Origin of the sequence: Rhodococcus sp. NPDC057529 (assembly GCF_042802055.1) — a bacterium.
GTDB lineage: Bacteria > Actinomycetota > Actinomycetes > Mycobacteriales > Mycobacteriaceae > Rhodococcus_F.
Genome location: NZ_JBHVEY010000014.1, coordinates 165,349 through 188,555, shown reverse-complemented (window position 1 = coordinate 188,555; position 23,207 = coordinate 165,349). Strand labels below are relative to the sequence as shown.

The following is a 23,207-nucleotide window of genomic DNA, read 5'->3' as shown; positions in this document are numbered from 1 at the left end:
GGGGCGGGGAACATCCCACCCGGGGGGGGTTCCTTTGGGTGGGTGGGGGGGGGGGGGGTTTGGGGGACTCGTCAACCACGCACGGGCGGCGAAGCCGCCTACAGGTCGCGTTCGCGCTCCCGCTTGCGCTCGATGCGCCGCCGGGCATCGTGGTCGCGCATCCGTTGTGGGTAACCGGTCTTGCGGACGTCGTACACCGGGATGCGGAGATCCTCCCCGAGTTTGCGGGCGCCGCGTTCGCCGCCCACCCGGCGCCGGGTCCACTCGCCGTCCGCCGCGACGAGCACGACCGTGACTTCGGTCACTGTCGTTCGGGGTTCCACGTACGCCTCCACACCGAGGTGGGTGCGAGTCCAGTTCGCGAGATGGGCGGCGTCCTCCGGGGACGCATGGGACCGGCCGGACCGAGGTCGCGAGAAACGATCGAACAACCCCACGTCGAGCCTCCTCGAGTGCGTACGCGAGGCGGTGCCCGCGATGTCCTCCAAGTTTGCCAGCGAACGTCCGGTTTCCGCCGCACACGAAAACTACCGGCCAGTAGGGATTACGCCGCAACACACCGGAGTCGCCGGGGGTGCCCCTCGGCGGACGCGCCCGTCGGATCAATGGAAAGATGTGGAGCGCCGACACAGCGAGTGGGTGACGACGAATCGGAATTACCTGCAAGTAGACGCAAGACACGTGCATCTCGAGCACAATGGTTCACGACCACAAGTCGACAAAATTCAACAACCCGAACACAACTGTCGAGGAGTCAAAAGACATGGCCTTCTCCGTCCAGATGCCAGCGCTTGGTGAGAGTGTCACCGAGGGAACTGTCACGCGGTGGCTCAAGCAGGAAGGAGACACGGTCGAAGTTGACGAACCCTTGCTCGAAGTCTCCACGGACAAGGTGGACACGGAAATCCCGTCTCCCGTGGCCGGCGTTCTCAGCAAGATCGTTGCTCAGGAAGACGACACCGTCGAAATCGGTGGCGAGCTTGCCGTGATCGGCGACGCCGGTGAGGCCCCCGCCTCCGACTCCGCTCCCGCACCCGCCGCCGAAGAGCCCGCCGCAGAGCCGGCTCCCGCCGCGGAGGCACCGGCCGCAGAGCCCGCGCCCGCAGCGTCCGGCGGCGGTTCCGCCGAGGGCACCGCGGTGAACATGCCCGAACTGGGCGAGTCCGTCACCGAGGGAACCGTCACCCGCTGGCTCAAGGCCGTTGGCGACGAGGTCGCCGTGGACGAGCCGCTCGTCGAGGTGTCCACCGACAAGGTCGACACGGAGATCCCGTCGCCCGTCGCAGGCACCCTCCTCGAGATCAGCGCGGAAGAAGACGACACCGTCTCCGTCGGCGGTCAGCTCGCCGTCATCGGTTCGGGTGCGCCCGCCGCCAAGCCGGCCGCGGCACCGAAGCCCGAGCCCACCCCAGAGCCCGCGAAGCCCGCCCCGGCCCCGGAACCGGCGAAGCCCGAGCCCGCCAAGAGCGCACCGGCTCCGGCTGCCGCACCGGCAGCATCCGCACCTGCTCCCGCCGCCGCTGCACCCGCTCCCGCGGCCACGTCCGGCGACAGCACCCCGTACGTCACCCCCCTGGTGCGCAAGCTCGCCGCGGACAACGGCGTCGACCTGTCCTCGGTGACGGGCACCGGAGTCGGTGGCCGCATCCGTAAGCAGGACGTTCTCGCTGCCGCCGAGGCCAAGAAGGCACCGGCTGCCGCTGCGGCGCCTGCTGCCGCACGGCCTGCCGCCGCTGCTCCGGCAGCCGCTTCCGCCGGGGTCCGCCCCGAACTGGCGCACCTGCGCGGAACCACGCAGAAGGCCAACCGGATTCGCCAGATCACGGCCACGAAGACCCGGGAGTCGCTGCAGAGCACGGCGCAGCTCACCCAGACCTTCGAGGTCGACGTCACCAGGATCGCGGCCCTGCGCGCGCAGGCCAAGAACACCTTCCTCGAGCGCGAGGGCGTCAAGCTCACGTTCCTCCCGTTCTTCGCGAAGGCTGTCGTCGAAGCGCTGAAGTCGCACCCGAACATCAACGCCAGCTACGACGAGGCGAACAAGCAGATCACCTACTACGACGCCGAGCACCTGGGCATCGCGGTCGACACCGACCAGGGCCTGCTGTCCCCCGTGATCCACAACGCCGGCGACCTGTCGCTGGCCGGCCTGGCCCGCGCCATCGCGGACATCGCCAAGCGCGCCCGTTCCGGTGGGCTCAAGCCGGACGAGCTGTCCGGCGGCACGTTCACGATCACGAACATCGGCAGCCAGGGCGCCCTGTTCGACACCCCGATCCTCGTGCCGCCGCAGGCCGCGATGCTCGGAACCGGTGCGATCGTCAAGCGTCCCGTGGTCGTGACCGACGAGTCCGGCAGTGAGAGCATCGGCGTCCGCTCGATGTGCTACCTGCCGCTCACCTACGATCACCGTCTCGTCGACGGTGCCGACGCCGGCCGCTTCCTGACCACGATCAAGCAGCGTCTGGAGCAGGGCGCGTTCGAGGCCGACCTCGGCCTCTGATCCGTCACCGGACTTCGAGCCGAACGTAGTTTCGCAGGGGCACCATTTCCAGCAGGGATGGTGCCCCTGCGCTGTGAAGGAGGCTGTTGCACATGCGCGTGGTCATCGCCGGATCCTCCGGGCTGATTGGCACCGCTCTCGTCTCGTCCCTCCGCGGCGACGGTCACGACGTCGTCCGCCTGGTCCGCCGGTCGTCGGCGGGTCCCGACGAGTCCCGCTGGGATCCGCAGAAGGACCGGCTCGACACGGGGATCCTCGCGGACGCCGACGCGGTCGTGAATCTGTGCGGCGTCGGGATCGGCGACAAACGCTGGACCGGCGCATACAAGCAGCTGATCCGGGACAGCCGGATCGCGGCCACCGACGTCCTGGCCGAGGCCGTCGCCGAGTCCGGGGTGCCCGTGTTCGTGAATGCGAGCGCGGTCGGCTACTACGGCGACACCGGCGACCGCGTCGTCGACGAGACCTCGCCGGCCGGGACGGGTTTCCTCGCGGACACCTGCCGCGACTGGGAGGCGGCGACGGCCCCCGCCGACGACTCGGAGGTCCGGACGGTGCGGCTGCGCAGCGGCATCGTCCTGTCCCCCCACGGCGGCCTGCTCGGCCGGCTGAAGACCCTGTACTCGTTCGGGCTCGGCGGCCGGCTCGGGAACGGCCGCCAGTACCTGTCGTGGATCTCGTTGGAGGACGAGGTCGATGCGATCAAGTTCGTGCTCTCCCGCGACGACGTGGCCGGTCCCGTGAACGTGACCGGCCCGGCCCCCGTCACCAACGCGCAGTTCAACGGCGCGGTCGCGCGGACGATGCACCGCCCCGCCCCGTGGATCGTGCCCGGGTTCGCGCTCAGCGCGCTGGTGGGAGAGTTCGCGCAGGAGGGCATTCTGGCCGGGCAGCGCGCGATCCCGACGGTGCTCGAGGACGCGGGATTCCGGTTCCGGCACAACACCATCGGGGAAGCGCTCGACGCCGCCCTCGTGCGGTGAGCCCGGCTCGTGGCGGTGCTGCCACGGCCCCGGCGTAACCTCTAGCCCATGAGCAGCGCGACACAATCCGCCCGTTTCAGCCCCTCCCCGATCTCCGTCGAACACCTCGGCACGATCGGGTACGTCGACGCCTGGGACCGACAGCGCGAGCTGGCGGCGCGGCGCGCCGAGAACGTGGGCACCGACACGCTGCTCCTCCTCGAACACCCCGCCGTCTACACCGCGGGACGCCGCACCGAACCGGAGGACCGTCCCACCGACGGCACGCCCGTCATCGACGTCGACCGCGGCGGAAAGATCACCTGGCACGGCCCGGGACAGCTGGTGGGCTACCCCATCGTCAAGCTCGCCGAACCGGTCGACGTCGTGCGGTACGTCCGCAGGCTCGAGCAGGCGCTGATCTCCGTGTGCACCGACCTCGGCATCGTCTGCGGCCGGGTGGACGGCCGCTCCGGCGTGTGGCTGCCGGCGTCCCTCGACAACGGGCAGTGGCTACCCGAGCGGAAGGTCGCCGCGATCGGGGTGCGGGTGCAGCGCGGTGTCGCTCTGCACGGCTTCTCGCTCAACTGCAACTCCGTTCTGACGGGCTTCGACGCGATCATCCCGTGCGGCATCCGCGACGCCGGGGTGACGTCGCTGTCGCGGGAACTGGGCCGCGACGTCACGGTCGAGGAGGTCACACCGGCCGTGACCACCGCTGTCGTGGCCGCGTTGGACGGCGCCCTCCCGGTGACCGACCACGACATCGAACGGGTCACGTTCGACTCCGCCGCGGCCGGGACGGCATCCGCCGCGCCCACCTTCACTACTGTTCAGTACGGTTGACGACCGCTCCCCGGCCCGTCGTGCGCGTCGGGCCGGGCGTAGCATCGCTGTCGTGACTGTGGCCCCAGAAGGACGCAAATTGCTCCGCCTCGAGATCCGAAACGCGGAGACTCCGATCGAACGCAAACCGAACTGGATCAAGACGAGAGCGAAGATGGGCCCGGAATACTCCGAGCTCAAGGGCCTCGTCAAACGCGAGGGTTTGCACACCGTCTGCGAAGAAGCCGGCTGCCCCAACATCTACGAATGCTGGGAAGACCGCGAGGCGACATTCCTCATCGGCGGTGAACAGTGCACCCGCCGCTGCGACTTCTGCCAGATCGACACCGGCAAACCCACCGACCTCGACCGCGACGAACCCCGCCGCGTCGCCGAATCCGTCCAGGCGATGGGACTGCGGTACTCCACCATCACCGGCGTCGCCCGCGACGACCTCCCCGACGGCGGCGCCTGGCTCTACGCCGAAACGGTCCGCCAGATCCACCAGCTCAACCCCGGCACCGGCGTCGAGAACCTCATCCCCGACTTCAACGGCAAGCCGGACCTGCTCGCCGAGGTCTTCGACTCCCGCCCCGAGGTCCTCGCCCACAACCTCGAGACCGTGCCCCGCATCTTCAAACGGATCCGGCCCGCGTTCCGCTACGAACGCTCCCTCGGCGTGATCACCGCCGCCCGCGAGGCCGGGCTGGTCACCAAGTCCAACCTGATCCTCGGCATGGGCGAGACCCCCGACGAGGTCCACCAGGCGATGGAAGACCTGCACGCCGCCGGCTGCGACATCCTCACCATCACCCAGTACCTGCGCCCCTCCCCCCGGCACCACCCCGTCGAGCGGTGGGTCAAGCCCGAAGAGTTCGTCGACCACTCCCGGGCCGCCGAGGAGATCGGATTCGCCGGCGTCATGGCCGGACCGCTCGTCCGCTCGTCGTACCGCGCCGGCCGCCTCTACGCGCAGGCGATGGCCCACCACGGCCGCGAATTGCCCGCTGGGCAGGCGCATCTCACCGAAGGCGGTGACGCCTCGCAGGAGGCGAGTTCCCTCATGGCGCGCCTCGCGCGCTGACCGCGGCGCGTGCGCGGTGATCGACACCGGACGGGTCATCACCGCGCACGGCCAGGGACGTATCCTGAAGAGCATGGCGAACGGCAGTAAATCCGGTAAAGCGGGCAAACCCAGTAAAGAAGCAAAGGCAGCCGCCAAGGCAGCCCGCAGGCAGGCGTCGAAGGAACGCAGAACCCAGCTCTGGCAGGCGTTCCAGATGCAGCGCAAGGAAGACAAGCTGCTGTTGCCTCTCATGCTCGGCACACTCGTCGGACTCGCGGTGGTGTTCTTCCTCGTCGGTCTGATCTGGGGCCTGCAGTGGTTCCTCCTCCCGATCGGCCTCCTCCTCGGCGTGCTCGGCGCGTTCATCATCTTCGGCCGGCGCGTGCAGAAGACGGTGTACGGCAAGGCCGAGGGCCAGGCCGGTGCGGCCGCGTGGGCGCTCGACAACATGCAGGGCTCCTGGCGCGTGACCAGCGCGATCGCGGGCACCACCCAGCTCGACGCCGTGCACCGCGTGATCGGACGCCCCGGCGTCATCCTGGTCGCCGAGGGATCACCGCAGCGCGTGAAGTCGCTCCTCGCCCAGGAGAAGAAGAAGACGGCGCGCCTCGTCGGCGACACCCCGATCTACGACATCGTCATCGGCAACGACGAGGGCCAGGTCCCGCTGTCGCAGCTGCAGAAGCACCTGAACAAGCTTCCCAAGAACATCGACACCAAGCGGATGGACGCCATCGAGTCGCGGCTCGCCGCGCTCAGCAGCCGCGGCGGCGGCGCCGCACTGCCCAAGGGTCCGATGCCCGGCGGCGCGAAGATGCGCGGCGTGCAGCGCACCATCCGTCGCCGCTAGAAGCCGGTCGCCTTTCCACCCGGTCCGCGTCACACCTACTCCGCCCGATGTCGAAGCCGACATCGGGCGGAAGACGTTCGGGGGTCAGCGCGTGCGAATCAGCGCGGTACCGGTGGCGCGGTCCTGCATGCCGCGACCGTCGATGTCCGTGATGGTGCCGGGCACGACGAACACGAGCAGCGCCTGACGCACCAGGGCCCGCACGAAGCCGACGCGGGCGGGGCCGTCCACCCGCGCCACCTGCATGCCGAGGAACAACTGCCCCGGCGTGAAGGAGAACAACGTCACCGTGGCGACACCGACGACGAACCAGACCAGCAGTGTGATCGTGGAGAACGGACCGTCGAAGAAATTGTCGCCGATGATCAGTGCCGCGACGCCCGCCGACGACACCCAGTCGATCATCAGGGCGGCCAGACGGCGTCCCGTGCTCGCGAGTGAACCGGGTCCTTCCGCCTGCAACCCGAGGCGTTCGCCCCGGAAGGACTGCGTCGTCTCGTCGGCGCCGTTCGGCAGTGCCGCCGAAGGTCCGGAGAGCCAAGAACCGGTGATACGTGCCATGCTGTCCAGGATAGGCGTCGTCTCTCCGAGGGCCTCACACCGGAGCGTGGGGCTGTGTGCGCAGTCACAGCCGGTGCAAAAGCCCAGGACGATTCGACGTGTAACACGGGCGAAACAAAAGGTTGACCGGCGGGCAACACCAAGTCCATACCGTCGGCTCGACGAATTTCGCCAATATCCACTTGGCTGAAGCGACTTAAGGAGCACAAGCGTGGCGTTCACCACGGCCGAAGAGGTCATCAAGTTCATCAAGGACGAGAACGTCGAGTACGTCGACATCCGGTTCAGCGACCTGCCGGGCGTGCAGCAGCACTTCTCGATCCCCGCGTCCGCGTTCAACCAGGACGTGTTCGAGGACGGCCTCGCGTTCGACGGTTCGTCCGTCCGCGGCTTCCAGTCGATCCACGAATCCGACATGATGCTCCTCCCCGACGTCGCCACCGCCCAGATCGACCCCTTCCGCGCCGCCAAGACGCTGAACATCAACTTCTTCGTGCACGACCCGTTCACGCGCGAGTCCTACAGCCGCGACCCGCGTAACGTCGCGCGCAAGGCCGAGGAGTACCTGAAGTCGACCGGCATCGCCGACACCGCCTTCTTCGGCGCCGAGGCCGAGTTCTACATCTTCGACTCGGTCCGCTACGACTCCGGCATCAACGGCGCGTTCTACGAGCTCGACTCCATCTCGGGTTCCTGGAACACCGGCAACGACGTGAACGCCGACGGCAGCCCCAACCTGGGCTACAAGGTCCGCCCCAAGGGTGGCTACTTCCCCGTCGCTCCGTACGACCACTACGTCGACCTGCGCGACGAAATCTCCACCAACCTGCAGAACGCGGGCTTCGAGCTTGAGCGCGGCCACCACGAGGTGGGCACCGGCGGCCAGCAGGAGATCAACTACAAGTTCAACACGCTGCTCGCGGCCGCTGACGACCTGCAGCTGTTCAAGTACATCGTGAAGAACACCGCCTGGCAGCACGGCAAGTCGGCCACCTTCATGCCGAAGCCGCTGTTCGGCGACAACGGTTCGGGCATGCACGTCCACCAGTCGCTGTGGAAGGACGGCAAGCCGCTGTTCCACGACGAGGCCGGCTACGCGGGCCTGTCCGACATGGCGCGCCACTACATCGGCGGCATCCTGCACCACGCGCCGTCGCTGCTGGCGTTCACCAACCCGACGATCAACTCGTACCACCGCCTGGTGCCGGGCTACGAAGCCCCCATCAACCTGGTGTACAGCCAGCGGAACCGCTCGGCGGCCGTGCGTATCCCGATCACCGGCAACAACCCGAAGGCCAAGCGCCTCGAGTTCCGCGCCCCCGACTCCTCGGGTAACCCGTACCTGAACTTCGCGGCGCAGATGATGGCCGGCCTGGACGGCATCAAGAACAAGATCGAGCCGCAGGCTCCCGTCGACAAGGACCTCTACGAGCTCCCGCCGGAGGAGGCCCGCAACATCCCGCAGGCTCCCACCAGCCTGTCGGCCGTCATCGACCGCCTCGAGGCGGACCACGACTACCTCACCGAGGGTGGCGTGTTCACGTCCGACCTGATCGAGACGTGGATCTCGCTCAAGCGTGAGCAGGAGATCGCTCCGGTCAACCTGCGTCCGCACCCCTACGAGTTCCAGCTGTACTACGACGTGTAAGTCGTGATGCCCGCCGACATGCGGGCCGGTACGTCCTGACGAGCCCATCCGTGGCGCCGGCTGTTGCAGCCGGGGACATGGGTGGGCTCGTTTGCGTCGCGGGCTCCCCCGGCTGCGGGCGCACGAACCGGCGCGGCGCGGCAGTCCGCAGTCGTATGATCCAGGGAACCGACCGCACGGACCGTTGCGGAACGTTCACGTGAAGACTTTCGGGAAACTTGCTCCGTTCTCCATCCCCTATGGGTCGAGAAGCAGGTGGTGCGGGATGTCAGTGCCCACGACGCCGACCGGCGTCCCGGTGCCGCGCCGTGTCGTGGTCATCCTGCTGCTGGTGATTCCGCTCAGCCAGATCCCGCTCGACATCTACACCCCGGCGCTGCCGCAGATGGTGCTCGACCTGGACTCGTCGGCGGCCGTCGTGCAGAACACGGTGACGGCGTACATGCTGGGCATGAGTCTGGCGTTCATCCCGGTCGGCCTGATCGCGGATGCGGTGGGGCGCAAACGAACTCTGCTGACGTGCCTGGCGATCCTCGTCGTCACCAGCGTGGGATGCGCACTCGTGCAGAACATCACGGTCCTGCTCGGGCTGAGATTCGTGCAGGGCGTCGGGGGGTGTGCGTGCCTCGTCCTCGCGTACGCGATCGCCGCCGACTGCTACCGCGGCGCCCGGCTCACGTCCGTGTCGGGTCTCCTCGGGGCGGCGTGGGGGCTGGCCCCGGTCCTCGCACCCGCCGTCGGCGGTGTGCTCGTGCAGTTCATGTCGTGGCGCCTGGTGTTCGGGCTGATCGCGCTTCTGGCGGCGCTCGCCGTTCCCCTCGTTCTCGCGGGACTGCCGGAGACGCTGCCGAAGGAGTCGCGGTCACCGGTCGACGCCACCGCGGCTGCGCAGGTTCTGCGAGCCGCGCTCCGCCACCGCATCTTCGTGGGCTTCGTCCTCGTGTTCGGGCTGATGGCGTCCGCCCAGATGGTGTTCGGCGTCGTCGCGCCCTTCCTGTACCAGGAGATCCTCGGCTTCTCCCCCGCCGCGTACGGCGCGGTGGCGCTCGTCGTGGGCGGCGCCAACCTTCTCGGCGAACTCGCCTGCAGCGCACTCGCCGTCCGGGTCGGCACCCGCCGCCTCGCCTTCGGCGCCTGGTGGGTGTTCGTGCTCGGTGCGCTGATACTGGCCGTCACGGCCGGGATGTCCGTCGTCACCGCACCGGCCATCACGATCGGCGCCTGCCTCGCACTCGCCGGATGCGGCGTGCTCTGCCCGCAGATGTACGGGCTGGCACTCGGGCTGTTCACCCGAAATCTCGGGCTGATCGGCGGCGTCGTCACCGCAGCCTGCTATCTCGTCGTCAGCGCGGCGATGGCCGTCGCGGGCGTGCTGCCGGAGAACAGCCAGGCACCGCTCGGCTGGCTCTACCTCGCTCTCGGCGCCGGCGCCGGAATTCTGCTCCTGCTCACCACATCCGCGCGGCGGCCGGACAGTTCCCCCGCCGAGGCGCCCGCACCACGAACCGACCGGAGGTGATCTCACGTGCCGCACCCGAGCCAGCACAGCCCAGCCGCATCCCCGGTGTCGGTGATCTTTCAACGCCGGATCGACGACGCCCGCTACGCCGAATACTCGCTGTGGCAGAAACGCGCGGCGGACGCCCTCGCGACGGTTCCCGGTTTCATCGACCAGGACATCGTGCCGCCGTCGCCGCCCGTACAGGACGACTGGGTGGACGTGCTGCGGTTCGCCACTCTCGAGGACGCCCGGGCGTGGCTCGACAGCGACCTGCGGACGGAACTGGTGGCGGAGATCAAGCACGCCTTCATCGGCAACGAGGACGTTCACCTGCTCACCGGTGAGCAGACCCGGGAGCAGTCGGCGACGTCGGTGGTCATCTCCTGCCACGTCGACCCCTCGGACGAGTCGGCGTTCATGGACTGGCAGCGGAAGATCTCTGCCGCCGAGGCAGGGTTCCGCGGCTTCCGGGGGCACAAGGTCGAGCGGCCGGTGCAGGGAATCACCGAGGACTGGACGATCGTGCTCAGCTTCGACACCGAGGACAACCTGGGGTCGTGGATGGATTCACCGGAGCGGGCCGCCCTTCTGAAGGAGGGCGAGAAGTTCAACCGGAATCTCCGGATCCGCAAAGCGAGTTACGGTTTCGACTTCTGGTTCCGCGGCACGGGCGGCGACGAAGTGCCCCCGGTGCCCGTCGCCCGCAGCAACCTGCTGGCGTTGCTGGTGCTGTACCCGCTGGTCGTGATCTGGGGACATTTCTTCAGCGCACCGTTCATCGAGGCGCACGGTGTGCCGATCGCCGTCGCCCTGTTCATCGGGAACCTGGTCACCACCCAGATCCTCGGGTGGTGGGCGGTACCCGCGGCGTTCAAGGCGTTCGGGTGGTGGATGGACCCGGCGATACCCACCCGTAGGAGGAACCTGGGCTACGCCGTCATGGTCGTGCTGTTCGCGATCTCGATCGGCGTGTGCACCCTGCTGTTCATGATCCCCACGACCTGACGCGAGTTTCCCGATTCACCTGCGCGATGTCCGGGTACATAGCACTGTGAAGGACCGAGGTCTGTTTTCACATCTGGAGAAAGGTGTGCGCGGTTGGACATGCAGCAACTGTGGGACTTCGTCTCCGCCAGGAAACAGCAACTTCTCACGGATTCGCTCCTGCACGTCAGTGCCGTCGTGCAGTCGGTGGTCATCGCCACCATCGTCGCGGTGGCGATCGGGATCCTGGTGTACCGGAGCCCGGCCGGGTCCGCGATCGCGACCGCACTGGCAGGCACGATCCTCACCATCCCGTCGTTCGCGCTGCTCGGCCTGCTCATCCCGATCCTCGGGCTCGGTGTGGCCCCCACCGTGACGGCCCTGGTGCTGTACGCGCTGCTGCCGATCATCCGGAACACCATCCTCGGACTCGCGTCCGTCGACCCCGCCGTCACCGACGCCGCCCGCGGTGTGGGGATGAGCCGCACGACGGTGCTGAGCAGAATCGAACTTCCCCTCGCGTGGCCGTCGATCCTGACGGGCATGCGGGTGAGCACGCAGATGCTGATGGGCATCCTCGCGATCGCCGCCTACGCCAAGGGCCCCGGGCTCGGCAACCTCATCTTCTCGGGACTGTCCCGCGTCGGCAGCCCGACAGCGATCCCGCAGGCCCTGACGGGGACCGTGCTCATCGTGATCCTCGCCCTCGTACTCGACGGCGTCCTCGCCGTCGTCGGCCGACTCACCACCTCCAGGGGGATCCGTGACTGATCTCGATACACCTCACACCAACGGCAGCACGGTCTCGGGCGTCGACATCGTCCTCGAGGACGTCGTCAAGAGTTATCCCGGCCAGGAGAAGGCGGCGGTCGACAACGTGTCGATGCGCATCCCCGCCGGGGAGATCGTGGTCCTCGTCGGGCCGTCCGGCTGCGGGAAGACCACCACGATGCGGATGATCAACCGGCTCATCGAACCGACGTCGGGCAAGATCACGATCGGCGGCAAGGACGCCCTGTCCATCGACCCCGACAAGCTGCGGCGCGGCATCGGCTACTCCATTCAGCAGGCCGGGCTGTTCCCGCATCTGACCATCGCCAAGAACGTCGGCACCGTTCCCGGCCTCATCGGCTGGGACAAGAAGAAGATCGCCGACCGCACCGACGAGATGCTCGACCTCGTCGGACTCGAACCGGACCTCTATCGCGAGCGCTACCCCCGCCAGTTGTCGGGCGGTCAGCAGCAGCGGGTGGGCGTGGCACGGGCATTGGCAGCCGATCCGCCGGTGCTGCTGATGGACGAGCCGTTCGGCGCGGTCGACCCGATCACGCGCGGGCTGCTGCAGGACGAGTTGATGCGGCTGCAATCCGATCTCGGCAAGACGATCGTGTTCGTGACGCACGATTTCAACGAGGCGGTGAAGTTGGGCGATCGCATCGCGGTGCTGGGCAACCAGTCGCACATCATGCAGTACGACACTCCGGAGGCGATCCTCGCGCATCCCGCCAACGACATGGTGGCCGGCTTCATCGGCGCCGACGCGTCACTGAAACAGCTGACGCTCACCCGGGTGGCAGAGGTCGAACTCCTCGATTGCCCGACCGCGTACGAGGACGGCTCGGTGGACGATCTGCGGGCGGCGATCTCCCCCCGCAAGATCAAGTGGGGCATCGTCCTCGACGCGCGGGACCGGCCGATCCGCTGGGTGTCGCTGCACCATCTGGCCACCGCCACCTCGCTGCACGGCCTCGGCGACCCGATCGACGAAGTGATGTCCACCCAGTCGACGCTGCAGGACGCCCTCGAGGCACTGCTGGCGGAGAGCAGCGCGTCGACGATCGTCACCGGCCGGCACGGCGAGTACCGCGGCCTCATCACGATCGACACGCTGGTGGCGCACCTGTCCGCGATGCGTGAGGAACATGCGCACGACGAGGCCGGCGAGCCGGAGCAGAACGGGGCGAGTGAGGGCGGGACACCGTCATGACGGCCGCCGTGACCGCGAAGCCCACCGCTCCGGCCGCCCGGCGTTCGGAGCGGGCCCGCCTGCTGGTCCAGCCGATCCTCGTCCTGTTCCTGGTGGTGGGTGTGCTCGGCTGGGCGTTCAGCCGAGACCTGACCGCCACGCAGAAGGGCAGTCTCAACGCCGCGAACATCGCGACCCTGACGTGGCAGCACGTGCTGATCACCGTCGTCGTGGTGGTGATCGTCGTCATCGTCGCCGTCCCGCTCGGGATCCTGCTCACCCGGCCCGGGTTCACCAAGCTGGCACCGGTCTTCGTCGGCATCGCCAACATCGGGCAGGCCGCGCCCGCCATCGGACTGCTCGTGCTGCTGTTCCTCGCGACGGGGACCACCGGATTCTGGATCGGGGTGCTCCCGATCGCGTTCTACTCCCTCCTGCCCGTGCTGCGGAACACGATCCTGGGTCTGCAGGAGGTCAATCCCGCGGTCATCGACGCCGGGCGGGGGCAGGGCATGACGGCCGGTCTCGTGCTGCGCAAGGTCGAGTTCCCGCTCGCCGTCCCGTACATCCTCGCGGGACTGCGCACGTCGCTGGTCCTCGCAGTGGGCACCGCGACGCTCAGTTTCCTCGTCAGCGCCGGCGGCCTCGGCATCCTCATCGACACCGGATACAAGTTGCGCGACAACGTCACTCTGGTCGTGGGAGCGGTGCTCGCGGTCGCGCTGGCGCTGCTCGTCGACTGGTGCGGCGCCCTCGCCGAGGAGTTCCTCGGCCCGAAGGGGCTGCGCTGATGAACGTCCTGCGGAAGGCGATCGCCGCGGCGGCCATGACGTTCTGCGGGGTCCTCGCAGTGTCCTGCGGCCTCGAATCCGGAGGCGCCCTGCCGCTGTCGGTGGAACCGGGCAGCATCCAGCCCGTGCCCGAACTGGAGGGCGTCCCGATCACCGTCGGGTCCAAGGACTTCACCGAGCAGGTCACCCTCGGGTACATCATCGAATTCGCGCTCAGCGCCGCAGGCGCCGACGTGCGCGACCTCACCAACATCCAGGGGTCCAACAGCACGCGGGACGCCCAGTTGGACGGTCAGATCGACGTCACCTACGAGTACACCGGCACCGGCTGGATCAACTACCTCGGCAACGAGATTCCGATCCCCGACCCGACCGAACAGTTCGAGGCGGTCCGCGACGAGGACCTCGAACGCAACGGCATGGTGTGGGTGGATCCCGCCCCGATGAACAACACGTACGCGCTCGCGATGAGCAGGCAGACCGCCGAGGAGACCGGGATCACCACGTTGTCGGAGTACGCGGACCTGGTGAACCGCGACCCCGCCGCGGCGACGACGTGCGTGGAGACCGAGTTCAACGTCCGCCAGGACGGGTTCCCGGGTATGGCCGCCAAGTACGGCTTCGATCCGGCCCGCGCGAACCGCCAGATCCTGCAGACCGGCATCATCTATCAGGCCACCGCGGACGGAACGCAGTGCAAGTTCGGTGAGGTGTTCACGACGGACGGACGGATCATCGCGCTCGATCTGGTGCTGCTGGAAGACGATCGCCAGTTCTTCCCGAAGTACAACCCGGCGATCACCATGCGCAAGGACTTCGCCGAGGCGCACCCGCAGGTGGCGGAGGTGATGGCCCCGATCTCCGCGGCCCTGACCAACGAGGAGATCACCGAGCTGAACCGGCGGGTCGACGTGGAGGGCGAGGAACCGGCGGACGTTGCCCGGGACTGGCTGGTGCAGAAGGGATTCGTCACGCTCCCGTGACGGTCAGCCGCCGAGGGTGATCCTCGCGACGAGGCCCCGGTGATCCGAACCCGTCAGCACCACCGATTCGACGGACCGCGCCTGCGCGTCGCTCGTGACGATGTGATCGATCGCGATCATCGGTGGCAGCGGCTGCCGGTCCGCGGGATACGTGTTCTGAATTCCGGCACCGACCTGGTCGGCGGCGTCGCGGTAGCGGCCGGTCACGAGGTTGCGGTACTTCACGTGGTCGCGGGTGGAGTTGAAGTCGCCGCTGACGATCACCGGTCCCGAGTCGGCGGGGACGGCGTCGAGAATGGCTTTGATGCGGTCCATTTCGCGTGACCACAGCGACGGATCCGACGGCCACGGCGGGACGGGGTGGAACGCGTACAGTGCCGTGCTCGCCCCGTCCGGGAGTTCCACCCTGGCCGACAGCGCGGACAGCACGAACTCCGAGTGGTGGACCTTGTCGGTCAGTGGGTACCGGCTCCAGATCCCGGTTCCCTCACCGCCGCCGCCGGGCATGAGGAACGAGTACGGCAGGGTCGATGCGATACCTGCGGCCCCCAGCCGGTCGACGGCGTCCGGGGTCAGCTCGTTGACGGTGAGCACGTCGACGTCGCGGTCCCGGATCTGCCGGACGAGGGAGTCTGCGTCCGCGTTGCCGAGCCAGATGTTGGCCTGCATCACGGTCAGTTCCGGCCCGGACGCCGACGCCGAATTCGCCACGTACAGCGGGCCCTGCGACAGGGTGGCCACCGCGGCCACGGTCAGTGCGACCCCGAACCCGATCCAGTGCCGGGTGATTCCCAGCAGCAGCACCCCGACCGCGGCGGCCGCCATCAGGTACGGCGCCGCGGACGCCAGCACGAGCAGACGCTGATTCTGGACGTCGAGGAAACGCAGTGCCACACCGAACACGCCGACGAGCACTGCGAGCCACCCGAGGGCGATCAGTGCTCGCACCCCCCAGGTGGCGATCACTCCCCGAAGACTCTCTCCACCACGGCCTTGGCTCGCCGGGTCACCCGCAGATAGTTGTCGAGGAACTCGCCGGCGTCGCCGCCGCCCCAGCCGGCGATCTGCGCGACCGCGGACAGGACGCGTCCCGACCCGGGCAGCTGATCGGTGGCCTTGCCGCGGACGAGGACGAGGCAGTTGCGGGCCTTCGTCGCCGTGATCCACGCGTCGCGCAGCAGTTCGACGTCGGATTCGCTGAGCAACTCGGCGGCACCGATCGCGTCGAGTGTCTCGAGGGTCGACGTGTTGTGCAGCGACTCGATCTCGTGGGCGTGCCGCAGCTGGATCAGCTGCACGGTCCATTCGATGTCGGCGAGACCGCCGCGCCCGAGCTTGGTGTGGGTCGCGGGGTCGGCGCCGCGGGGCAGCCGCTCGGAGTCGACGCGCGCCTTGATGCGCCGGATCTCGCGGACCGCCTGCTCCGACACCCCGCCCTCCGGGTAGCGGGTCTTGTCGATCATGTGCAGAAAGCGCAGACCCAGGTCGGCGTCGCCGGCGACGTGATGGGCGCGCAGCAGCGCCTGGATCTCCCAGGCCTGCGCCCACTGCGCGTAGTAGGCCTCGTAGGACGCCAGCGTGCGCACCATCGGGCCGCTGCGCCCCTCCGGCCGCAGGCCGGTGTCCACCTCGAGCGGCGGATCGGTGCTCGGCGCGCCGAGCAGGGTCCGCACCTTGTCGCCGATGCTGTTGGCCCACTTGACGGCGACGGTCTCGTCGATCCCCTCGCGCGGCTCGCACACGAACAGGACGTCTGCGTCCGAACCGTAGCCGAGTTCACCGCCGCCGAGCCGGCCCATGCCGATCACGGTGAACGTCGCGGGAGCGGGTGTGCCGAGTTCCTTCTCGCTCGCCTTGACGACGGCGGCGAGGGCGGCGTTGAGCACGGCCGCCCACACGGACGACAGCGCCTTGCACACGCCCGGCACGTCGAGCATGCCGAGGATGTCCGCGGACGCGATCCGGGCCAGCTCGTAGCGGCGCAGGGAGCGCGCCGCCGCGATCGCCCGGGCCGGGTCGTCGTGGCGTGCGGACGCCGTCAGGATGCCGCGGGCGACGTCCTCCGGCTTCGACTCCAGCAGTCGCGGTCCGGCCGGTGAATCGGCGAACAGCCGCACAACGTCCGGTGCCTTGATCAGCAGATCGGGAACGTAGGCCGAGGATCCGAGCACCGTCATCAGCCGCTCGGCGACCGAGGCCTCGTCGCGCAGCAACCGGAGGAACCAGGTCTGATCGGTCATCGCGTCCGACAGCCGCCGGTACGCGAGCAGGCCCGCATCGGGATCCGGTGTGTCGGCGAGCGATTCGAGCAGGGTCGGCAGCAGCAGCGCCTGGATGCGGCCCTTGCGGGACGCGCCGCTGGTGAGTGCGGTGAGGTGGCCGAGCGCGTTCTCGGGGGCCGTGTAGCCCAGCGCCGCCAGCTGGCGGATGGCCGCGTCCGGGCTCAGCCGCAGCGCTTCCTTGTCGATGCGCGCCACCGATTCGAGCAGCGGCCGGTAGAACAGTTTGGCGTGCAGGCGCCGCACCCGGTGCGCGTTGCGTTTGATCTCCGCGTTGAGGACGCCGAGCGCGTCCTTGCTGCCGTCGGGACGCATGTGCGCGGCCCGGGCCAGCCAGCGCAGCGCTTCCTCGTCCTCGGCGGGTGGCAGGGTGTGCGTGCGGCGCAGCTTCTGCAACTGCAGCCGGTGCTCGAGCAGCCGCAGGAACTCGTAGGACGCGGCCAGGTTCGCGGCGTCGTCGCGGCCGACGTAGCCGCGGGCGGCGAGTGCGGTCAGCGCGTCGATGGTGCTCTGGACGTGCAGCGCCTCGTCGGCGCGCCCGTGCACGAGCTGCAGGAGCTGGACGGCGAACTCGACGTCGCGCAGACTGCCGCGACCCAGTTTCAGTTCCCGCTCGCGCAGTTCCGCCGGAACCATCTCCTCCACCCGGCGGCGCATCGCCTGCACCTCGGGAACGAAGTCCTCACGCTCCGAGGCGGTCCACACCATCGGGTTGAGGGCGTCGGCGTACTGCTGTCCGAGGGCGACGTCGCCGATCATCGGGCGGGCCTTGAGCAGGGCCTGGAACTCCCAGGTCTTGGCCCACCGTTTGTAGTACGCGACGTGCGATTCGAGGGTGCGGACGAGTTCCCCGCGCTTGCCCTCCGGCCGCAGTGCGGCGTCCACGTCGAAGAAGGCCGAGGACCCGATGCGCATCATCTCGCCGGCGATGCGGCTGGCGATCGCGTCGGCGGGTTCGGCGACGAAGACCACGTCGACGTCGCTGACGTAATTGAGTTCGCGGGCACCGCACTTGCCCATGGCGATGACGGCCAGCCGCACGGGGCACGGGGCGTCCGGGCAGACGGCCGCGACGGCCACCGCGAGGGCGGCGTCCAGTGCGGCATCGGCCAGATCGGACAGCTGATGCCCGACGGTCTGGTACGGCAGTACCGGTTCGTTCTCGACGGTCGCCGCGAGGTCGACGGCGGCGAGCAGCATCAGTTCGTCGCGGTACGTCTTGCGCAGCGCCGCGATGGCATCGGGGCCGGTGACCTTCGCCCGGTACAGGCGGGCGTCCGGGTGGGCGCCCTCCTCGGGTTCGGCGCCGACCGCGGCCATCATGGTGGCGGTCGCCTCGTCCTTCGACGGCAGGCGGACGTCGCCGGCGAGAATCTTCCAGGACGCGGGATCCGCGACCAGATGGTCGCCGAACGCACTGGACGCACCGAACAACCCGAACAACCGGCCGCGCAGGCCCTTGTCGGTGCGCAGTGCCGTATCGAGTTCGGCCCAGCTCTCACCGAGCCCGTCCTTGAGGCGCACCAGTGTGCGGAGGGCGAGGTCGGCGTTCGCGGCCCGCGACAGCGACCACAGCAGTTCGATGCTGTCCTCACCGACCCAGCCCAGCTCGCGGAGTTCGGACGGAGCGGTCGGCTCGACGAGACCCAGACGACCCGGACCGGGAACGGCAGAACGCGCTGCCGGAGGCTTCACCATGCTCTTGCTCACAACCCCAGATACGTCTTGAGTTCGAACGGCGTCACGTGGCTCCGGTACTCCTCCCACTCACGCCGCTTGTTGCGCAGGAAGAAGTCGAACACGTGCTCGCCGAGGGCTTCCGCCACCAGCTCCGACTTCTCCATCTCGCGCAGTGCGCCGTCGAGGTTGCCGGGCAGCTCCCGGTAACCCATGGCGCGGCGCTCGGCCGACGTCAGCGCCCACACGTCGTCCTCGGCCTCGGGAGGCAATTCGTAGCCCTTCTCGATTCCGCGCAGACCCGCGGCGAGGAGCACCGCGAACGTCAGGTACGGGTTGCAGGCCGAGTCTGGGCTACGGATCTCGACGCGGCGCGACGACGCCTTGTTCGGCGTGTACATCGGGACGCGGACCAGCGCCGACCGGTTGGACGGACCCCAGGACGCCGCGGTCGGGGCCTCGCCGCCGTGGATCAGGCGCTTGTAGGAGTTCACCCACTGGTTGGTGACGGCGCTGATCTCGTTGGCGTGCTCGAGGATGCCGGCGATGAACGCCTTGCCGGTCTCCGACAGCTGCATCGGATCGTCCGGGTTGTGGAAGGCGTTGGTGTCGCCCTCGAACAGGCTCATGTGGGTGTGCATCGCCGAGCCGGCCTGATCGCTGAACGGCTTGGGCATGAACGTGGCACGCACGCCCTCGGCGATCGCGACCTCCTTGACGACGTACCGGAACGTCATCACGTTGTCGGCCATCGACAGGGCGTCCGCGTACCGCAGGTCGATCTCCTGCTGGCCGGGAGCCGCTTCGTGGTGGCTGAACTCGACGGAGATGCCCATCGATTCCAGCGCGTCGATCGCGTGGCGGCGGAAGTTGGGGGCGGAGTCGTGCACGGCCTGGTCGAAGTAGCCGCCGGAGTCGGCGGGCTTCGGCGGGGTGCCGTCGATCGGCCCGTTCTCGAGCAGGAAGAACTCGATCTCGGGGTGCACGTAGCAGCTGAAACCCAGATCGCTGGCCTTGTTCAGCTGGCGGCGCAGCACGTGCCGCGAATCGGCCCAGGACGGCGAACCGTCGGGCATGGCGATGTCGCAGAACATGCGGGCGGAGTGCTGATGCCCCTTGCTCGAACTCCACGGCAGCACCTGGAAGGTGGAGGCGTCCGGCTTCGCGACCGTGTCCGCCTCGGACACCCGGGAGAAGCCCTCGATCGCGGATCCGTCGAAGCCGATGCCTTCCTCGAAGGCACCTTCCAGTTCCGCGGGGGCGATCGCCACCGATTTCAGGTATCCGAGAACGTCCGTGAACCACAATCGGACGAACCGAATGTCGCGCTCTTCGAGGGTGCGAAGCACGAATTCCTTTTGGCGATCCATGTCCGCGAGAGTAAGCAAAGTTCGTTAAATCTGTGTTACTTCGTTGATTCGACTGTTCCGGATTCCGCATCGGGCCAGCGTGCGGGCACGTCGGCCGATCCCGTCACAGGCGCGGGTCAGCACATCAGGTCGGCGGGCGGCGCCGCGAGGTCGACGAGATAGTCCGTGACGGCGTCGTCGACGCACGCCTCGCCGTCGAGGACGACGGTGTGCTGGGTGCCCCGGTACGAGACGAGCGAGCCGTTCATCTGCTTCGCCAGATCCACACCCGCCTGGTACGGCGTCGCCGGGTCCTCGGTCGTCGACACGACGACGACCGGCGGGATTCCCGGCGCGGACACGGTGTGCGGCGCGCCCGTGTTCGGCGCAGGCCAGAACGCGCACACGTCCAGCGGCGCGTTGCCGGTGCCGCGACCGTCGTCGAGGAACGGCGCCGCCTGGCGGTACCGCACGTCCGCCTCCCCGACGACCGCGCGGTCGGTGACGGGCGGATCGTCCATGCAGCGGATGGAATTGAACGCGTCGTTGAGGTTGGAATACGTGCCGTCGTCGGCGCGCCCCTCGTACAGGTCCGCCAGCATCAGCAGCGAATCACCCGTCCCCGACTGCAGGCTCTCCAGCCCGCCGCGGAGCGGGCCCCACAGGTTCGGCGAGTACAGCGCCTGCTGGACGCCGGTGATCGCGTCGGTGTAGCTGAGTCCGCGCGGGTCGGTGGTCGCGGCGGGCTTGCCGATCAGCGGGTCGACGAGCGCCCGGAACCTCGCGTTCGCCTGCGCCGGGTCGGTGCCGAGCGGACAGTCCTTCTGCTGCATGCACTCCGCGGCGAACGCGTCGAACGCGGACTGGAATCCGGCGGCCTGCAGGATCACCTCCTGCGTCGGGTCCTGCTCCGGGTCGAGGGCGCCGTCGAGGACCATCGCGCGCACGTTGCCGGGGAACGTCTCCGCGTACGTGGAGCCGAGCCGGGTGCCGTACGAGTAGCCGAGGTAGTTCAGCTTCTCGTCGCCGAGCACCGCCCGGATGACGTCCATGTCGCGCACCACGTCGTTCGTGCCGACGTGGGCGAGGACGTCGACGCCGGTCCGCTGCGCGCACTTGTCCGCGTAGTCGCGGTTCTCGGCCTCGGTTCGTGCGATTCCGGCGGGGCTCATGTCGACGTCGTCGTCCTTGCGCCTCGCATCCACTTCCGCCGGGGTCAGGCAGGTCACCTGCGGTGTGGACGCGCCGACGCCGCGCGGATCGAAACCGATGACGTCGAACCGCTCGGCGATGGCGGTGCCGTCGGCCACGGACGCCAGCCCGATACCCGACGCCCCGGGGCCGCCCGGGTTCACGAGCAGCGATCCGATCTTGTCGCCGGTCGCCTTCGAGCGGGAGACGGCGATCTGCGCGGTCGCCCCGCCGGGATTCGCGTAGTCGTTGGGCACCGTCACCTCGGCGCACTCGAGCGTGTCCCCGAGCGGGGACCCGTCGGTGCTGAACCCGTCGCACGAGCCCCACTGCACCTGCTGCGTGTAGAACTCCTCGAGCCCGGCGGGGATCGGCCCGGCCGGAGCGTCCTCGGCCGCCGACGGTTCGGCGACCGCCTCACCGGTGCCCTGTCCGCCCCCCGCACAGCCTGCGACGACAAGGACGACGGCGATGCACCCCGCGAACGCGGCCGGTACCCGAGCACTCTTCGACATAGGTCGATCGTGCCAGGGGTTCCGCACCGAGCAGCTTTCCCGCAGGTCAGAGACCGGTCCGCAGGTGTGACCCATTGCACCCGCGCGACCCCTTCGCTCCCCCGCGAGCCGGTGGCAGACTGTAGGCGTCATCACCCGCACCCGGGGACCCGTCGAGGGCCTCGAGGCCAGAAAGGGACAACGATGTCCGATAGCAAGTCGTCCGCGAGCACGTCAGAAGATCGGCTCTACGGATCAGCACCATCGCACGACGTTCCCAAGCGCAAGACCCGGACCCACCACCTGCAGGCCATGAAGGCCGAGGGCGAACGCTGGTCGATGCTCACCGCCTACGACTACTCCAGCGCCCGCATCTTCGAAGAGGCCGGAATCCCGGTCCTGCTCGTCGGCGACTCGGCCGCCAACGTCGTCTACGGATACGAGACCACCGTCCCGGTCACGATCGACGAACTCCTCCCCCTCGTTCGCGGCGTCGTCCGCGGAGCGCCGCACGCCCTCGTCGTCGCGGACCTGCCGTTCGGCAGTTACGAGAGCTCCCCGGAGCAGGCCCTCGCGTCGGCGACCCGGTTCATGAAGGAGGGGCTGGCCCACGCGGTCAAGCTCGAGGGCGGCGAGCGCGTCGCTCCGCAGATCGCCGCGATCACCGCGGCGGGCATCCCCGTCATGGCCCACGTCGGGTTCACCCCGCAGAGTGTCAACTCGCTCGGCGGTTTCCGCGTGCAGGGCCGCGGCGACGCGTCCGAGCAGTTGGTCGCCGACGCGATCGCCGTGCAGGAGGCCGGCGCGTTCTCCGTCGTCATGGAGATGGTGCCCGCCGAGATCGCGGGCCAGGTCACCCGCAAGCTCACCATCCCCACCGTGGGCATCGGTGCCGGCTCCGAATGCGACGCCCAGGTCCTCGTGTGGCAGGACATGGCCGGCTTCACCAGCGGCAAGACGGCGAAGTTCGTCAAGCGCTTCGGTAACGTCGGTGACGAGTTGCGCAACGCGGCCGCCGCCTACGCGGCCGAAGTGCGCACCGGAACGTTTCCGGCGGAAGAGCACAGCTTCTAGGCCGTCCTCGACTCACCGGGCCGGCACACACTCGAGGGGGATTCATGGGACAGCGACGCGTGTTCGGCACCGGACGTCGTCACCGCCTGGTCGTCGCCGCGGCCGGGACGGTGGCGGCCGCGGCGCTGATCACGGGGTGCGCCGGGCAGGGCCCCGCCCCCGCGCCCGGAACCACCGCGCCCCCGCCACCGGCCACCACGGCGGTTCCCGGCACCGGCCCGGTGCCGGGTGGCGTCACCGAGGCGCAGGCCGCCCAGCTGTGCACCGACCTCGAGGGGCAGTTGCAGAGCTGGCGCACCTACACCCCGACGATCGGGAAGACCGGGTTGAACGGCCTGGTCGGCACGTGGATCGCGAAGAACAACCTCAATGCGCTCGACTTCCTGCAGGACCGGGCCCGGATCGACGTCATCACGACGGCGGCCTGCCCCGACATCCGGCAGCAGGCGATCATCGCGCTGGAGATCCCCGATCTGGCATCCGGCCTGATCGGATTCTGAGGC

At 68.8% G+C, this 23,207-nt stretch carries 20 protein-coding genes; 14 read left to right on the top strand and 6 right to left on the bottom strand.

The features are described 5' to 3' along the window. Nucleotides 1-98 precede the first annotated feature (98 nt). Nucleotides 99-437 carry an oxidoreductase gene (locus ACFU5V_RS26710; RefSeq protein ID WP_378441877.1) on the bottom strand — a complete coding sequence of 113 codons (339 nt, stop codon included), beginning with the start codon at nt 435-437 and terminating at the stop codon, nt 99-101. A 326-nt stretch (nt 438-763) separates the two neighbouring features. On the opposite strand from ACFU5V_RS26710, the gene sucB reads away from it, so the two are divergent. From sucB to ACFU5V_RS26685, 5 genes are all read left to right on the top strand, one after another. Beyond that, nucleotides 764-2,503 carry a 2-oxoglutarate dehydrogenase, E2 component, dihydrolipoamide succinyltransferase gene (gene sucB / locus ACFU5V_RS26705; RefSeq protein WP_378702983.1) on the top strand — a complete coding sequence of 580 codons (1,740 nt, stop codon included), beginning with the start codon at nt 764-766 and terminating at the stop codon, nt 2,501-2,503. Nucleotides 2,504-2,595: 92 nt separating this feature from the next. Then, on the top strand, nt 2,596-3,486 hold the full coding sequence (locus ACFU5V_RS26700; RefSeq protein WP_378702982.1) for a TIGR01777 family oxidoreductase: 891 nt from the start codon (nt 2,596-2,598) through the stop codon (nt 3,484-3,486). A gap of 48 nt (nt 3,487-3,534) precedes the next feature. Continuing rightward, nucleotides 3,535-4,311 (top strand): lipoyl(octanoyl) transferase LipB, encoded by a 777-nt coding sequence (gene lipB, locus ACFU5V_RS26695; protein WP_378441871.1) that lies wholly within the window; start codon nt 3,535-3,537, stop codon nt 4,309-4,311. A gap of 52 nt (nt 4,312-4,363) precedes the next feature. Next, on the top strand, nt 4,364-5,374 hold the full coding sequence (lipA, locus tag ACFU5V_RS26690) for a lipoyl synthase (protein ID WP_378702981.1): 1,011 nt from the start codon (nt 4,364-4,366) through the stop codon (nt 5,372-5,374). Nucleotides 5,375-5,447: 73 nt separating this feature from the next. Further along, a complete protein-coding gene (locus ACFU5V_RS26685) occupies nt 5,448-6,206 on the top strand; it encodes a DUF4191 domain-containing protein (protein WP_378702980.1) in 759 nt (252 codons plus the stop codon). An 84-nt stretch (nt 6,207-6,290) separates the two neighbouring features. Here ACFU5V_RS26685 and ACFU5V_RS26680 read toward each other — a convergent pair whose 3' ends face one another. Continuing rightward, the gene (locus tag ACFU5V_RS26680) at nt 6,291-6,767 is read right to left on the bottom strand and encodes an RDD family protein (RefSeq protein WP_378436800.1); all 477 of its coding nucleotides are present in this window, start codon (nt 6,765-6,767) and stop codon (nt 6,291-6,293) included. A gap of 211 nt (nt 6,768-6,978) precedes the next feature. Between ACFU5V_RS26680 and glnA (ACFU5V_RS26675) the strand changes: the two genes are divergently transcribed. The 7 genes from glnA (ACFU5V_RS26675) (at nt 6,979) to ACFU5V_RS26645 (ending at nt 14,640) form a co-directional block, all read left to right on the top strand. Then, on the top strand, nt 6,979-8,415 hold the full coding sequence (gene glnA, locus ACFU5V_RS26675) for a type I glutamate--ammonia ligase (RefSeq protein ID WP_005247755.1): 1,437 nt from the start codon (nt 6,979-6,981) through the stop codon (nt 8,413-8,415). A 265-nt stretch (nt 8,416-8,680) separates the two neighbouring features. Further along, nucleotides 8,681-9,934, top strand: coding sequence for a multidrug effflux MFS transporter (locus ACFU5V_RS26670; RefSeq protein WP_378436797.1), 1,254 nt, complete (start codon nt 8,681-8,683; stop codon nt 9,932-9,934). A 6-nt stretch (nt 9,935-9,940) separates the two neighbouring features. Beyond that, complete coding sequence (locus ACFU5V_RS26665; RefSeq protein ID WP_378436794.1) at nt 9,941-10,921, top strand: antibiotic biosynthesis monooxygenase; 981 nt, start codon at nt 9,941-9,943, stop codon at nt 10,919-10,921. A gap of 99 nt (nt 10,922-11,020) precedes the next feature. Beyond that, a complete protein-coding gene (locus tag ACFU5V_RS26660) occupies nt 11,021-11,671 on the top strand; it encodes an ABC transporter permease (protein WP_072945497.1) in 651 nt (216 codons plus the stop codon). Then, nucleotides 11,664-12,887 carry an ATP-binding cassette domain-containing protein gene (locus ACFU5V_RS26655; protein ID WP_378702979.1) on the top strand — a complete coding sequence of 408 codons (1,224 nt, stop codon included), beginning with the start codon at nt 11,664-11,666 and terminating at the stop codon, nt 12,885-12,887. The genes ACFU5V_RS26660 and ACFU5V_RS26655 overlap by 8 nt, the downstream gene beginning before the upstream one ends. After that, nucleotides 12,884-13,657, top strand: coding sequence for an ABC transporter permease (locus tag ACFU5V_RS26650; RefSeq protein ID WP_378436789.1), 774 nt, complete (start codon nt 12,884-12,886; stop codon nt 13,655-13,657). The genes ACFU5V_RS26655 and ACFU5V_RS26650 overlap by 4 nt, the downstream gene beginning before the upstream one ends. Then, the gene (locus ACFU5V_RS26645; RefSeq protein ID WP_378436786.1) at nt 13,657-14,640 is read left to right on the top strand and encodes a glycine betaine ABC transporter substrate-binding protein; all 984 of its coding nucleotides are present in this window, start codon (nt 13,657-13,659) and stop codon (nt 14,638-14,640) included. The genes ACFU5V_RS26650 and ACFU5V_RS26645 overlap by 1 nt, the downstream gene beginning before the upstream one ends. A 3-nt stretch (nt 14,641-14,643) precedes the next feature. Here ACFU5V_RS26645 and ACFU5V_RS26640 read toward each other — a convergent pair whose 3' ends face one another. From ACFU5V_RS26640 to ACFU5V_RS26625, 4 genes are all read right to left on the bottom strand, one after another. Next, the gene (locus tag ACFU5V_RS26640; RefSeq protein WP_378702978.1) at nt 14,644-15,606 is read right to left on the bottom strand and encodes an endonuclease/exonuclease/phosphatase family protein; all 963 of its coding nucleotides are present in this window, start codon (nt 15,604-15,606) and stop codon (nt 14,644-14,646) included. Further along, nucleotides 15,603-18,617 carry a bifunctional [glutamine synthetase] adenylyltransferase/[glutamine synthetase]-adenylyl-L-tyrosine phosphorylase gene (locus ACFU5V_RS26635; protein ID WP_378436782.1) on the bottom strand — a complete coding sequence of 1,005 codons (3,015 nt, stop codon included), beginning with the start codon at nt 18,615-18,617 and terminating at the stop codon, nt 15,603-15,605. Before ACFU5V_RS26635 ends, ACFU5V_RS26640 begins: the two co-directional genes overlap by 4 nt. Nucleotides 18,618-18,625: 8 nt before the next feature. After that, entirely contained in the window at nt 18,626-19,966 is a 1,341-nt protein-coding gene (glnA, locus tag ACFU5V_RS26630; protein ID WP_005247775.1) for a type I glutamate--ammonia ligase, read from the bottom strand. 116 nt (nt 19,967-20,082) lie between these two features. Then, nucleotides 20,083-21,651 carry an alpha/beta hydrolase gene (locus ACFU5V_RS26625; RefSeq protein ID WP_378702977.1) on the bottom strand — a complete coding sequence of 523 codons (1,569 nt, stop codon included), beginning with the start codon at nt 21,649-21,651 and terminating at the stop codon, nt 20,083-20,085. Nucleotides 21,652-21,834: 183 nt separating this feature from the next. On the opposite strand from ACFU5V_RS26625, the gene panB reads away from it, so the two are divergent. Then, nucleotides 21,835-22,704, top strand: coding sequence for a 3-methyl-2-oxobutanoate hydroxymethyltransferase (gene panB, locus ACFU5V_RS26620; protein ID WP_378436777.1), 870 nt, complete (start codon nt 21,835-21,837; stop codon nt 22,702-22,704). A gap of 44 nt (nt 22,705-22,748) precedes the next feature. Further along, the gene (locus tag ACFU5V_RS26615) at nt 22,749-23,204 is read left to right on the top strand and encodes a hypothetical protein (RefSeq protein ID WP_378702976.1); all 456 of its coding nucleotides are present in this window, start codon (nt 22,749-22,751) and stop codon (nt 23,202-23,204) included. The last annotated feature ends 3 nt before the right edge of the window (nt 23,205-23,207 follow it).